General features: G+C 53.5%; 11 protein-coding genes. 4 read left to right on the forward strand and 7 right to left on the reverse strand.

The window, feature by feature from the left end; all coding sequences use genetic code 11:
- The first annotated feature begins 39 nt into the window (after positions 1-39).
- The gene (degS, locus tag FCH32_RS16545) at positions 40-1107 is read left to right on the forward strand and encodes an outer membrane-stress sensor serine endopeptidase DegS (RefSeq protein ID WP_115257362.1); all 1068 of its coding nucleotides are present in this window, start codon (positions 40-42) and stop codon (positions 1105-1107) included.
- A gap of 195 nt (positions 1108-1302) precedes the next feature.
- Here degS and mdh read toward each other — a convergent pair whose 3' ends face one another.
- On the reverse strand, positions 1303-2238 hold the full coding sequence (gene mdh / locus FCH32_RS16550; protein WP_115257361.1) for a malate dehydrogenase: 936 nt from the start codon (positions 2236-2238) through the stop codon (positions 1303-1305).
- 436 nt (positions 2239-2674) lie between these two features.
- On the opposite strand from mdh, the gene argR reads away from it, so the two are divergent.
- Together argR and yhcN-B are read left to right on the forward strand one after the other, a co-directional pair.
- The gene (gene argR, locus FCH32_RS16555; RefSeq protein WP_115257360.1) at positions 2675-3145 is read left to right on the forward strand and encodes a transcriptional regulator ArgR; all 471 of its coding nucleotides are present in this window, start codon (positions 2675-2677) and stop codon (positions 3143-3145) included.
- 375 nt (positions 3146-3520) lie between these two features.
- Entirely contained in the window at positions 3521-3787 is a 267-nt protein-coding gene (gene yhcN-B / locus FCH32_RS16560) for a DUF1471 family stress response protein YhcN-B (RefSeq protein ID WP_096755476.1), read from the forward strand.
- Positions 3788-3845: 58 nt separating this feature from the next.
- Here the strand turns inward: yhcN-B and FCH32_RS16565 are convergent, their stop codons facing one another.
- The 4 genes from FCH32_RS16565 to aaeX all read right to left on the reverse strand — a co-directional run bounded on the left by FCH32_RS16565 (position 3846) and on the right by aaeX (position 7358).
- On the reverse strand, positions 3846-4124 hold the full coding sequence (locus tag FCH32_RS16565; RefSeq protein ID WP_096755475.1) for a barstar family protein: 279 nt from the start codon (positions 4122-4124) through the stop codon (positions 3846-3848).
- A gap of 117 nt (positions 4125-4241) precedes the next feature.
- Positions 4242-6209: a p-hydroxybenzoic acid efflux pump subunit AaeB gene (aaeB, locus tag FCH32_RS16570; protein WP_096755474.1), complete on the reverse strand. Its 1968-nt coding sequence runs from the start codon at positions 6207-6209 to the stop codon at positions 4242-4244.
- 5 nt (positions 6210-6214) lie between these two features.
- Positions 6215-7147, reverse strand: a complete 933-nt coding sequence (gene aaeA, locus FCH32_RS16575; RefSeq protein ID WP_174361222.1) for a p-hydroxybenzoic acid efflux pump subunit AaeA — start codon at positions 7145-7147, stop codon at positions 6215-6217.
- A gap of 7 nt (positions 7148-7154) precedes the next feature.
- Positions 7155-7358: a p-hydroxybenzoic acid efflux pump operon protein AaeX gene (gene aaeX, locus FCH32_RS16580; RefSeq protein ID WP_003025177.1), complete on the reverse strand. Its 204-nt coding sequence runs from the start codon at positions 7356-7358 to the stop codon at positions 7155-7157.
- A gap of 184 nt (positions 7359-7542) precedes the next feature.
- Between aaeX and aaeR the strand changes: the two genes are divergently transcribed.
- Positions 7543-8472 (forward strand): HTH-type transcriptional activator AaeR, encoded by a 930-nt coding sequence (gene aaeR, locus FCH32_RS16585; RefSeq protein WP_117342751.1) that lies wholly within the window; start codon positions 7543-7545, stop codon positions 8470-8472.
- 93 nt (positions 8473-8565) lie between these two features.
- On the opposite strand, the gene tldD is transcribed toward aaeR, so the two are convergent.
- Together tldD and yhdP are read right to left on the reverse strand one after the other, a co-directional pair.
- The gene (gene tldD, locus FCH32_RS16590) at positions 8566-10011 is read right to left on the reverse strand and encodes a metalloprotease TldD (RefSeq protein ID WP_096759323.1); all 1446 of its coding nucleotides are present in this window, start codon (positions 10009-10011) and stop codon (positions 8566-8568) included.
- A gap of 88 nt (positions 10012-10099) precedes the next feature.
- Positions 10100-13900, reverse strand: coding sequence for an AsmA2 domain-containing protein YhdP (yhdP, locus tag FCH32_RS16595; protein WP_174361223.1), 3801 nt, complete (start codon positions 13898-13900; stop codon positions 10100-10102).
- Between the last annotated feature and the right edge of the window lie 23 nt (positions 13901-13923).

A 13923-nucleotide genomic window follows, 5' to 3' on the forward strand; every position in this document is an offset into this window, starting at 1 on the left:
TATGCTGCTGCCGTTCCCCTTTTTAATGACGCCGCTATCATGTTTGTGAAGCTTTTACGTTCGGTCGCGATTGGTTTAATCGTCGGCGCCATTCTGCTGGCCGCGATGCCCTCTCTGCGCAAAATTAATACGCTTACAGCACCCCAGTTTGACAGTGCTGATGAAACGCCTGCCAGCTATAACCCGGCGGTTCGTCGTGCCGCCCCCGCCGTTGTTAACGTGTATAACCGCAGTATGAACAGCACGACGCATAACCAGCTAGAGATCCGCACGCTCGGCTCCGGCGTTATCATGGATCAGCGCGGCTATATCATCACCAACAAACACGTGATTAATGATGCCGACCAAATCATCGTCGCTCTGCAGGATGGACGCGTGTTTGAAGCGCTGCTGGTCGGCTCCGATACCCTGACTGACCTGGCGGTGCTGAAAATCAACGCCTCTGGTGGGCTGCCCACAATCCCTATCAACAACAAACGGATACCGCACATTGGCGACGTCGTTCTTGCTATCGGGAACCCGTACAACCTCGGGCAAACCATTACTCAGGGGATCATCAGTGCTACCGGTCGCATTGGCCTGAACCCCACGGGACGGCAAAACTTTCTGCAAACAGACGCCTCTATCAACCACGGCAACTCCGGCGGTGCGCTGGTCAACTCGCTGGGTGAGCTGATGGGCATTAATACCCTGTCGTTTGATAAGAGCAACGATGGCGAAACGCCGGAAGGGATCGGCTTTGCTATTCCGTTCCAGTTAGCAACCAAGATTATGGATAAGCTGATTCGTGATGGTCGCGTCATTCGCGGGTATATCGGGATTAGCGGTCGCGAGATTGCGCCACTGCACGCGCAGGGCGGCGGAATGGATCAAATTCAGGGGATTGTGGTTAACGAAGTCTCCCCGGATGGCCCGGCGGCACAAGCAGGCATTCAGGTTAACGATCTGATTATCTCGGTCAATAATAAACCGGCCGTCTCTGCGCTGGAGACCATGGATCAGGTAGCGGAAATTCGCCCAGGCTCAGTGATCTCCGTCGTCGTGATGCGTGATGATAAACAGTTAACGTTGCAGGTCACCATTCAGGAATACCCGGCCACCAATTAACATCACGCCTCCCACTTACCATAACCATAAAAAACCGGAGCAATTTGAATTAGCTCCGGTTTTTATTAGGCGATATCGTAGGGACTTAGCACGTAATGCCTGATGGCGCTACGCTCATCAGGCCTACAAATACACGCTGACCGTAGGCCGGATAAGGTATTTACACCGCCGTCCGGCATCCGGCCTCTTGTCGCGTTACTTAACGAACTCTTCGCCCAGGGTGATATCTTTCTTCAGCGTGTCCAGCATGCCTTCCAGCGAGCTCTGTTCAAACGCGCTCAGCTTGCCGATAGACTGACGCTCTTCTACGCCGTTTTTGCCCAGCAGCAGCGGCTGAGAGAAGAAGCGAGCGTACTGGCCGTCACCTTCAACGTATGCACATTCCACCACGCCTTTTTCGCCGTTCAGTGCGCGAACCAGCGACAGACCGAAACGTGCTGCGGCCTGGCCCATAGACAGGGTTGCGGAACCGCCACCGGCTTTAGCCTCGACGACTTCAGTACCCGCATTCTGGATACGTTTGGTCAGCTCAGCAGCTTCTTGCTCGGTGAAGCTTACGCCAGGGATCTGTGACAGCAGTGGCAGAATAGTCACGCCAGAGTGTCCGCCGATAACCGGAACTTCAACGTCGGTCGGCTGCTTGCCTTTCAGTTCCGCCACAAAGGTGTTGGAGCGGATGATGTCCAGCGTGGTCACGCCAAACAGTTTGTTCTTGTCGTAAACGCCTGCTTTTTTCAGCACTTCTGCAGCGATTGCAACGGTGGTGTTCACCGGGTTAGTGATGATACCGATGCATGCTTTCGGGCAGGTGGTCGCAACCTGCTGAACCAGATTCTTCACGATACCTGCGTTGACGTTAAACAGGTCGGAACGGTCCATACCCGGTTTACGCGCGACGCCTGCTGAGATCAGTACCACGTCAGCACCTTCCAGTGCCGGGGTCGCATCTTCGCCGCTGAAACCTTTGATTTTCACAGCAGTAGGGATATGGCTCAAATCAACGGCCACACCAGGCGTTACTGGAGCGATGTCGTACAGGGAGAGTTCTGAACCTGAAGGCAGTTGGGTTTTTAACAGTAATGCTAGCGCCTGACCGATTCCACCAGCAGCGCCGAGGACTGCAACTTTCATCCTAAACTCCTTATTATATTGATAAGCAAAGTGTCTGTTGCTCCGCGGCGGCGACCATAATTCACAAATCCGATGAACACAACAACCACGCGTCAAGAATGCGTAGTTACGCAAATTTGGCTTTTATGCATTTAACTTACGTAAATTAAAAGCTAAGTTACGTAATTCAATACGACTCGCACAGTAGAGCAACTTTCCAACAGGTGCTGACAATATACCTAACTGCCCTCCCAAAACAACATCAATTTGATAACAATTGATTTACTTTTAAGCTTATTTGCATGCCGTGACATAGGCATGTTTCTTGATAACGAAATTTGATAAAATTCCGCTCTTTCATAACATTATTTCAGCCTTGAATGAGGCAGACCGTTTGCATAAAAATTCATCTGTATGCACAATAATGTTGTTTCTACCGCCATATTACGGGTGACTTATGCGAAGCTCGGCAAAACAAGAAGAATTAGTAAAGGCGTTTAAAGCGCTTCTCAAGGAAGAGAAATTCAGCTCTCAGGGCGAAATCGTCCTCGCATTGCAGGATCAGGGCTTTGATAATATCAACCAGTCCAAGGTTTCACGCATGCTGACCAAGTTTGGCGCCGTGCGTACCCGCAATGCCAAAATGGAAATGGTGTACTGCCTTCCGGCAGAGTTGGGGGTACCGACAACCTCCAGCCCACTGAAAAATCTGGTGCTGGACATTGATTACAACGATGCCGTGGTGGTCATTCATACCAGCCCAGGCGCCGCACAGTTGATCGCACGTATGCTGGATTCACTGGGTAAAGCAGAAGGTATCCTCGGCACTATTGCGGGCGACGATACTATCTTCACCACTCCGGCGATGGGGTTCTCGGTAAAAGATCTGTACGAAGCTATTCTGGAACTGTTCGAACAAGAGCTGTGATCCCCTCCCCGTCGCATCGCGTGGCGGGGAAAAACCTTTCTTTCTGACTCCTGACCACTCTTTTCCTCTGCCTGCCATTTAACAAATAGTGCGTTTCACCATCCAAAAACATTCACACAGTGAATACTTCGAATTATAAACGCACAAATTGCGAAGTTAACTATCACCATGAATTTACTGTATTTTTTTAAAATAATGAGTTCAATTATGTGTTTTTAATTCCAATAAGTTATTAAAACCACATTTCTTAACACCTAATTACAGCAGAAACCATTAGCGTGGTATTAATTTATCGAGTGATTAGTGTATACTTGATTTTGTGATGAGGGTCACGAAACGAAGACCCCAATAAAAGAATTCGACGAGGTAAATATCATGAAAATCAAAACGACTGTTGCAACCTTAAGCCTTCTTTCCGTTCTCTCTTTTGGCGCCAGTGCGGCGGTTAATCAGGTGAACACACAAGAAGCACAGAATTTGCAATCCATGGGTACCATCTCTGTTTCTCAGATTGGCAGCTCACCGATGGATATGCGTCAGGAAATCGTCGCCAAAGCTGAAAAAGCAGGCGCCAGCAGCTACCGCGTGACCGAACTGCGTGAAGGCGCGCATTGGCACGCAACCGCTGAACTGTACAAATAAACCCTCGTCGTCTGGTCCGAGACGACTTGCCCCCGCCTGTCGGGGGCTTTTTTATGCCTTACATTGAATGACGGACGTTAAAGCGTAATTGCCCTTCCAGCTCTTCTTCTGCTTCATCAAACAGCAAAATCAGCGCTCCGTAGCGTCGGCGTTGTTTGTCCGGTAAATGGACAAACTCAATCTCCAGCGGCAGAGGTAGAACGTCGCCCATCACCACCTCCCACAGCGAATCGAGATCGCTTACCTTTTCCCGAGCAAGGCCGAATGCCCGCGTAAACTCGCGGTAGAAATCACCCTGTTCTTCAATCTCGTCAAAATCAAATGTATAGATGTTCATCTATAGCTACCATCCAAACGCCAGTCGCTCTACAGGCTCTCTCTATGCAGGGATTCCCACACATCAGGTAAGTATAGCCATAAAAAAACCGACGCTTCTGGCGTCGGTTTATCAGTCTTAACTGCTGGTCAGTGCATGCTGGTATTTGTGGAGCATACCGGTGAGTCGCTTCACCGGCTCCGTCACCTGAGGCGGCGCTTGCCAGAGGGTTAACTTCTCCTGATAGACATCAAGCTCCTCCAGCAATTGGCTAAAGTAGCGTCGGCGTTTGTCGTCGTTCCCTGCGGATATGATGTGATCGGCAGTACGTCGCAGCTGACGGTGAAAGGCGGATAAATCCTCGTTTACCGGTACTGGTGCATCGCGCAGACGCTGGTGTGCGATGATCATCGTCAGCGCCAGACGAAACTTCGCCAGGTCACCGGGGAATTTGTTCATCAGCAAAAAGAGCTGCTGGTAAAGCGCCGGGAGATGGTTTTCTTTGCGGCGAACCACATTGGTGGTCATCGCTGAAACCGCCGCCGACACGAACTGATTAAGCAGCACGCGACCGGTTCTGTCACGCGAGTTATCACGCACCAGTAAGATCACCAGAAACGCCAACACGCATCCGACAATCTGCCCAAGCGCACTGTCGAGGAACTGACTAAAGTGGAAGGTCATCGGGTTATCCAGCACGATGATGTTAATGGTACTGGCCAGCGCGCCCATTGAGCCCAGACGTCGCTTCTGAACCTCGATGCCCAGAAAGAACCCCAGCACTGCCAGGCTCAGGCACAGTAACAACATACTTTGCTGCGTATTGGGGATGATAACCAGAAAGTAGAGCGCACCCAGCGGTAACGCCGCCAGCGTGCCGTAAATAAAGTCGATTGCCACCATCCGCGGGTTGGGTAAACGCATCGCCAGTGAGGTCACCACCGCAATCATCACCATTGCGCCGCTACCTGACGTCCAGCCAGTCCACAGCCAGAACAAGGTGCCCAGCACGCAGGACAGCGTGGTGCGCCAGAAGTTGACCATCGCATGGTGGCGTTCGGCGGATTCCACTTTCACCACCGGCTCGCCCTGCAGGATCTCTTCTTCCGTAGCGCTGATTTTCGTGTTGCTAACCACCCCACGTTTCAGCAGCAGGTAACGGGTTGCCGCACTGGCCCAACTATAAAGGGTCACCGGCGTTTCGCGCTCGCCGGTCCAGACCATCACCCGGCGCATGCGCTTCAGTTGTTTATGCACATCCTGCACGGTTTCCACCGGCGTATCGAACAGCTCACGGAAGGTATCCGTAATCAGTTCCGGACGCGTGTTCTGGATAAGATAGGTTTCACAGGATTGGGTAATCAACGTCAGTGACAGCGTATTCAGCGCTTTGAGCCTGCGGTTGGCGCGCCCCCAGCGTGAGGACTCCATATTCAGGTTACTGCGCATGCCTTCCAGCGCCGCAGTCCGACGAACTAAATCGCCCCAGGCTTTGTCCACTTCTTCACTGTCACCATGCTTAATACACAGTTGCATAAGCCGATACTGCGCCACCAGAAGGCTGTCCAGTTCAACGTCAATTTCTTGTTTCACCGAGCGGGGAGAAAATAGCAGATCAGCAACAATTGCGCAGACAATACCGATCACAATCTCGCTGCAGCGCTCGAGGGCAAATTGCGGTGTCAGCAGAGGCTCAGCCTGGATAGTAATGACGATAATCAGCGCCGTATAACCCGAAAGCCCCCAGGCATAGGAGTTCTCGATCTTCACCAGCGAAGAGATCCAGGTACAAAAACCGGCCCAGACACAGCACACGAGGATCATCAGCAGCGGCGCACGGATCATGCTGATGATAATTACCAGTGCCGCAATACAGCCGATAAACGTCCCGATAATACGCAGCATCCCACGATAGCGGATCGCACCCGAATAAGGTTCTCCGCCCGCCGCAAAAGCGGGGCCTGCTGCCACAATCGCTGCGGTCAACACCGCCCAGCGCGGGGTCTCAAGCTGAAAATGAAAGCCAACGAACAGCGCCAGCACAATGGCGCATGCCAGTTTTAACGCAAAGCGGATATGCTGATTGGCAATGGAGAAAATGCCCATCGCAATTAACCAAACTCGCGCAGACGGTGCGCCATTTTACGGAAGAAGGACTCCTGGCTGGCATCGCGATCCTGCTTCCCGGTAATGACCACAGTCGCCGTGGTCCCGGCTGGCCACAACGTTCCCAGCTGGTCATCAAGACGGACGCGCACTGGCACACGCTGAGCAAGTCGCACCCATTCAAGGTTGGAATCAATGGTCGCCATGCCTTTCGCATCCTGCGTACTGCTGGCATTCGTCACGCCCGCCGCCACGCTATCAACGGTACCTTTCAAAACCTTGTTGCTGCCAAGCGGCGTAATTTCAGCGCGGTACCCCGGACGCACACCTTCCAGCTTGGTCTCTTCCATATAAGCCAGCACGTAGAAAGAGTGCTGTTTGACCAGCGCCACCGCCGTCGAACCACGGGTAATAAACTCACCGGAATAGACGTTAAGATTCGTCACCCAGCCGTCGGCTGGCGCACGGATAACCGTACGTTCAAGATCGAGTTTTGCCAGATCGCGGGTCGCCTGCGCCTTCGCCAGCTGATGTAATACGGTTTGCAGCACGTTATTCGACTGGTCAATCTCTTCGCGGGACATGGCCTGAACGCCAAGACGGTTACGACGCCCCGCTTCCTGGCGTTTTTCCTGCGCCAGGACCTGATAATAGGCGACGTCCGCTTCGGCTTGTTCGAGGGCTTTTTTATAGCGCGGTTGGTCGATGGTGAACAGGACCTGATCCTTTTTCACCAGCTGGTTATCATGCACGTTAACGTGAGTAATCAGGCCCGCGACGTCCGGGGCGATAGCAACAACCTCAGCACTAAAACGCGCATCACGCGTCCACGGCGACTCGGTGTAATAGACCCATGCGCGGAAAATAGCGATAAAAGCCAGAATGACCAGTACGAGAGTCATGGCCGTACGGGAGAGTTTTCTTGTTAGTGTTTTCACTTCAACCTCAAACGAACAGGCGCGTTATTAGATAGAACAGACAGCAATACAGCGCGGTGTTAAACAGGGCCGGATGCCAGACAAAATCATAGATGCCAGTTGGAACCAGCACCCGGCGCACCAGCCAGAAAATCGCCAGTGACAAAAGTAACTCGAAAAAAATCGGTGGGAAGGAAAGACCAAACACCACGATAACGGGAAACAGACTCATGTTGACCTTGGTAGCTTAAGAGAGTGCAGGCGATCGTTTATTGAGCGTATGTCACCGCAGAGAAGGGCAAGGATGAGCCAGGCGAGAGCGACATAGCTGTTATTTGAATAATAATATATTAACGTAACTGTTATGCTGTTATCTATATTATGTGATCTAAATCACTTTTAAGCCAGAGTGAACAATGGAACGATTAAAACGTATGTCGGTGTTCGCCAAAGTCGTCGAGTTTGGCTCCTTCACCGCCGCTGCCAGACAACTGCAAATGAGCGTTTCATCAATAAGCCAGACGGTATCAAAACTGGAAGATGAACTGCAGGTTAAGCTGCTAAACCGCAGTACACGCAGCATTGGGTTGACCGAGGCCGGAAAAATTTATTATCAGGGCTGCCGTCGCATGCTGCACGAAGTGCAGGACGTTCATGAGCAGCTCTATGCGTTTAACAACACGCCGATCGGTACACTGCGGATCGGCTGTTCTTCAACCATGGCACAAAATGTCCTCGCCGGACTGACCGCGAAAATGCTGAAAGAGTACCCTGGACTGGCGGTCAATCTGGTCACCGGCATCCCGGCCCCGGACTTAATTGCTGACGGTCTGGACGTGGTTATCCGTGTGGGCGCTCTCCAGGACTCCAGTCTTTTTTCACGTCGTCTGGGGACGATGCCAATGGTGGTCTGTGCCGCTAAAAGCTATCTCGCCCAGTTTGGCATCCCGGAAAAGCCCGCCGATCTCAGCAACCATTCGTGGCTGGAATACAGCGTGCGTCCAGATAATGAATTTGAGCTTATTGCCCCGGAAGGGATTTCAACCCGACTGATCCCGCAGGGACGCTTCGTAACCAACGATCCCATGACGCTGGTGCGTTGGCTGGCCGCAGGCGCGGGGATTGCCTATGTCCCACTTATGTGGGTGATCAATGAGATCAATCGTGGTGAATTGGAGATCCTGCTGCCCCGCTACCAGTCAGATCCGCGTCCGGTTTACGCGCTATATACGGAAAAAGACAAGCTGCCGCTCAAGGTGCAGGTCGTGATTAACTCTCTCACAGATTATTTTGTCGATGTAGCGCAGTTGTTTCAGGGGATGTACGGCAGGGGTAAAGATAAATAAAAATGCCCGGTGGCGCTTCGCTTACCGGGCCTACGGTCGGTGCAGATATGTAGGCCGGATAAAACGCGAAGCGTTGCCATCCGGCATGTACAGTTACGCGGTACCGCCTACAGTAAGGCTATCTACCTTCAACGTCGGCTGACCCACGCCCACTGGCAGACTCTGCCCTTCTTTACCGCAAACGCCGACGCCGTTATCCAGTTTCAGGTCATTACCCACCATCGAAACCTGCTGCATCGCTTCAATGCCGGAGCCGATCAGCGTCGCACCTTTCACCGGCTTGGTCACTTTACCGTTTTCAATCAGATACGCTTCAGACGTTGAGAACACAAACTTCCCGGACGTGATGTCCACCTGACCGCCGCCGAAGTTCGGAGCATAAATACCGTATTCAACGGACTCAATAATTTCCTGCGGCGTAGATTTACCCGGCAGCATATAGGTATTGGTCATGCGCGGCATTGGCAAATGTGCGTAAGATTCACGACGTCCGTTACCGGTCGGCGCTACACCCATCAGACGCGCGTTCAGCTTGTCCTGCATATAGCCTTTCAGAATACCGTTTTCAATCAGGACATTGTACTGGCCAGGCGTACCTTCATCATCAATAGCCACTGAACCACGGCGATCCGCCATCGTGCCGTCATCCACGATGGTGCACAGCTCAGATGCCACCAGCTCACCCATGTGGCCGCTAAAGACTGATGTCCCACGACGATTGAAGTCACCTTCAAGGCCATGACCGACCGCTTCGTGCAGCAGCACGCCCGGCCAGCCTGCACCCAGCACGACCGGCAGTGCGCCTGCTGGCGCGGCTACCGCGGAGAGATTCACCAGCGCCATGCGCACGGCTTCTTTCGCCCATGCATCGGCACGGACTTCGCCGTCAAGGGAGGCGAGGAAATAGTCATAGCCAAAACGACCACCACCGCCGCTAGCGCCACGTTCACGCTTACCGTCATCTTCAACCTGCACGCTAACGGACAGGCGCACCAGAGGACGAACATCAGCCGCCAACGTACCGTCAGTCGCCGCAACCAGAATCAGCTCATAAACGCCGGTCAAGCTAGCGGTCACTTCCTGCACACGTTTGTCGGCGGCACGCGCGACCTTATCAACGCGACGCAGAATATCCAGCTTCTCTTCACGGCTCATGCTCTGCAACGGATCAAGTGAGGTATAAAGCGCCTGATGCTCTACTGCACCCAGCGTTTTCACTTTGCCATCACCGTTGTCGCGCACAATAGTACGGGCAGCAAGAGCACTTTGCTCCAGCGCCAGCAGACTTATCTGGTCCGCATAGGCAAACCCGGTTTTTTCGCCGCTGATGGCACGCACACCAACGCCCTGATCAATATTGTAAGAACCATCTTTAATGATGCGGTCTTCTAAAACCCAGGATTCGTGATAGCTCGACTGAAAATAGAGATCGCCGTAATCAAGACGGCGTTCGGCCAGTTGGCCCAGAATGGCAAACAGGTCCTGATGTTTCAGGCCATTCGCCGCTAGCAATTGTTCACTTACCAGGTTCAGACTCATCGTTTTGCTACTCATTAGTTGCCGCCGTAAAACAGCGGTAAGAAGATCATATTTACTGAGATTGGGGCAATTACTCGCCCCCGTCAAATCATTGCTGGCTTTCTTTACGCGGCTGGCGCAGAACTTCGTTAATCTGCGGTTTATCGACCGGACCAGTAATGCGATAGCGCAGAATCGAGACTTTGCTCCACAGCGGCCCCAGAACTTTACTGGCGGCAAACACCGCCGCGCCGACAATCGGGTTAACGGCAAATGCGGCGGCAACCCCCACGGTGGCAGAAATTTCCGGCGCGACCACGGCTTCCATATTCAGCTCACGGCGCACCAGATTGACCGAGCCTTTCATGGCGATATCGGCCTCCAGACCATCCACCAGCGTATCGTCGGTATGCATCACGCCATCTTTGATCCACGCAGTACTGCGAATGGAGTCAAAATAAAAGCCTTCGTTAAACGTATCGCTAAAATCGAAACGCAGTTTACGCAGCAACGCATCAAAGCTCAGTAGGCGCAGCAACTGCCCCGCATGCCCGGTGCTGAGTTCAGTAATCTCACCTTTGCCCAGACGGGTCCGCAAAATACCATTCAGCGACGCTTCATCCGGATCCCAGGGCGGGTTACGCCAGTGCAAATCGTACTCGACGTTGAATGAGGAGTTGCGGATCGGGGTCGATACACCAAAGAAACCGGCCGCTGAATCAATTTTATTACCGTTCAGTTTTCCTTTAAGCGACGTACGCACATTACCCGGCGCGTTAACCCATTCACCGTCGAGGGTCAGTCTGGCAAAGCCCGTATCCAGCAGTCCGTTATCCAGGGTCAACGTATCACCCTTAATCGCGACGTCAGCATCAATGCGCCCGTATTTCTGCCCCCACATCCAGCACTCTTCGCAGCGCAGTTGAACGTCCGGCCAGCCACGGAAGCTGACGTTATTGATCGTGGAAAACGGTGAGGCCGGAGTGGCGTTCGGTGCGGGTTTCGCGGCGCTCGGGTTGTAATAGAGATACTTCACGTTTGCCAGCCACGGTGCGTTATTGCGCATCGCCAACGTCGCGTTGATCTCACGCCCCTGCGCCTGCACTTTACTGCCGTTCAGTGAAGGCTCAGATACAATACTGAGATTATTCCACTGCTGACCGCCCAACGATAGCGACGGCGTGCGCACCGTTATACGCTGCGGGAAGTCCGCATTGGTGCCCACGCTGTCCGCCGCGCCTTTGTTAAACAGTGCCAACCATTGCGCACCATCCATTGGCGGCAAATTGAGCTCAATACCTTGCTGCTCGGGCAGGTCAGGCACAGTGCGGCTTTCAGAAGCCCAGATAGCACGATCAAGGGTCAGTTTCTGATTCAACAGCCAGTGGCTGTTAAAGTGATTTTTAGGCCCCGCGTTACCCGTCAAATCGAAACTGCGCAGGTTGCCGTCGGCCTTCACGTTTAATGGCAGAGACTCGCCGGCCGCTTTATTCAGCGGCGCAGGTAAGTGACTGCTTACATTCTTCAGGTCACCTTTAAGCTCAATGCTGTAGGTCGCCCCGGCATGGTACGGAAGATCGATACCCACTTTGCCATTCCACGCTACGCTGCCGCCTAAGGCCTCGTTCACCTGCGTTGGCAGGATACCCATGCGGGTTGGCTGCCAGTCCCCGTTCAGGTTTACCGCAACCTGATAGGCTTTAGCACCCTCGGTGGTGGAAAAGTCGACGTTCAGCGGCTGATTAAACCAGTTGGCCGTCATCGGCTCGCTTTGAAGTGAGCCGTTGATAAAGCTAAATTTGCCGTTCAGGTTCTTTAATGTACTGTCGAGTGGCTTAATAAACAGGCTGTTATTACGCAGGTTAACATCACCTTTGGCCGTCACCAGCGAGCCATCAAAGGGGATATCCAGATGTAAGCGAGCATTCACATCGCCGTCAATCTGGAGCTGCTCCAGCGTGGCGCCCAGTGAATCCTTCAACGGCGTCTCATCAAAATACGGTCCAACTGCCTTGCCCGGACCATTAATGTCGGCATCAATCAGCAGCTTTTCTTTCGCGTAGTCGGGAATATCAGCTGTCAGGTTGCTGGCTCTCACCCCACCTAAATTGACGCCGTCGGTCTTCATCCACAGACCGTTATTCATGAAGTTCAGCTCAATGTTGAGATTGGTAAACGCTGGCCAGTCAGGCTGGAAAGCAAACTTAGCATTGCGCAGCGGCACCAGTACCTGAAACTGACCTTCGTTATGTGGATACGGGAACAGACGCGGGTTGCCGCCGTACACCAACGTGGCGTTATCCGCCTCACCGCCCTGAATCGCACCGCTCAGGTAGTCGACCAGGTCTTTACCCATCAGGTTTTCCGGGAAATAACGCCAGGCCTGAGAACCATCGTCGGTGCTGATACCCGCCAGAATGCCCAGCCACGGCTCATCACCTGTCGGCTGCAGATAGCGAAAGCCGCCGCGCGCATGGACGGCTTTCGCTTTAACATCAATATTTCGCCCATCCAGCTGAAAACCTTTGTCATTCTTCAGCCAACTTAGCGTCGCCACCCCGTCTTCGATTTCCAGCGGCGCGCGGAAGACGGTTTCATACGGCATTTTTGCCTGCTTCATCGAAACGGTGAGCGCACCATTTTCTACGCTACCGGCAAGCGTACCGGAGAAATGCTCGGCGCCCGGTAACAGCTTCCACTGCTTCCAGGCCAGATCGGTCCACGAGGACTGGAAGCGCGTTTTTTCTGTCGCCTGTAATGGGATATCCAGCGCCAGCGTATCTATCTTGCCGCTCGGCTGCGTGGCCCGCCAGATGTCACCTAACGCCGAAGAGAGCTTTGCCGCCATGGGGCGAAGTCCTTCCAGGCCAGCCAGCTCGAGGTTACTGGCTCGAATGCGCAGCTCATCGCTGCGTTTGTTATTCTCGCCCCCCACTTCCTGCTCGGGGATCCAGGCCAGGGTGAGCGCGCCACTCGGCCAGGGCTTGTTATCCATCGTAATGCGCGTATCCGGGATCGCGAACACCCAGCCGGGCTGCTCGCGGCTAATATGCGCGGTCAGGTTATCAACGGACAGCGTGTGCGTGTTGTTGTCACCTTTCCAGCTTGCCCCGCCTTTCTTCAGCCAGACATCGCCACTGGAAATTTCGCCTTTGCTGAGCGTCATCCACCCTTCCAGGCTAAAGCGTGCCGTTTGCAGCGCGACGTTATCCTGCATCCATTTCCCCAGCCACGGTTTGACGTCGATGTCATCGGCCTGTAGCCAGACCCGGCCATTGTTCAGCAGCCCTTCGTCATCACGCAGATCCATCCGTACCTGCATGATACCGTGCTGCCCGGTCAGGCTGGAGAGGCTGACCTGGCCTTCGGCGCGGTGTCTGTTTTTTCCGTTCAGCCAGGTAAGCTGCGGGATCGCCAGTTCTGCACGCTGACCAGAGAGGGTCAAGAAACTGATTTGGCTGTCGCGGAGATCGAAGTGATCGAACTGGCGTAAAAACAGATCGCTAACGCGGCCGGGTTCGACTCCATCGTCATTGTTGCTGCGCTGGATAGGCGTATTAGTGCGTAAATGCAGTTGCCAGAAGGTGAGGTCGCGAAACTGCCAGCGCATGTGCAGCAAGCTTTGCCAGACATCCAGCGCCAGCGTGACGCGTTTGACCGAGAATTCGCCGCCGTCGCTAAGCTGAGTGTGGATATCGCGGGCTTCAAGGGTGGGGCCAAAATTCTGCCAGTTGGCGGAGAGCTGGCTGGCAGAAACGGTCATACCGGTGGCCGACTCAATTTTACTGAGGATCGCAGGCCGCCAGCTATCGAGATGCGGCAACGCAAGGCGCAGGCCACTGACCAGTAGCGCTGCGATGACGACGAGCGCGGCTCCAGTGAGCAGTAAAATCCCCGGCAATCGCCTCACGCATCTCTCCTTGTCTGCCAAAA

This window comes from Citrobacter gillenii (assembly GCF_013337685.1).
GTDB classification, from domain to species: domain Bacteria; phylum Pseudomonadota; class Gammaproteobacteria; order Enterobacterales; family Enterobacteriaceae; genus Citrobacter; species Citrobacter gillenii.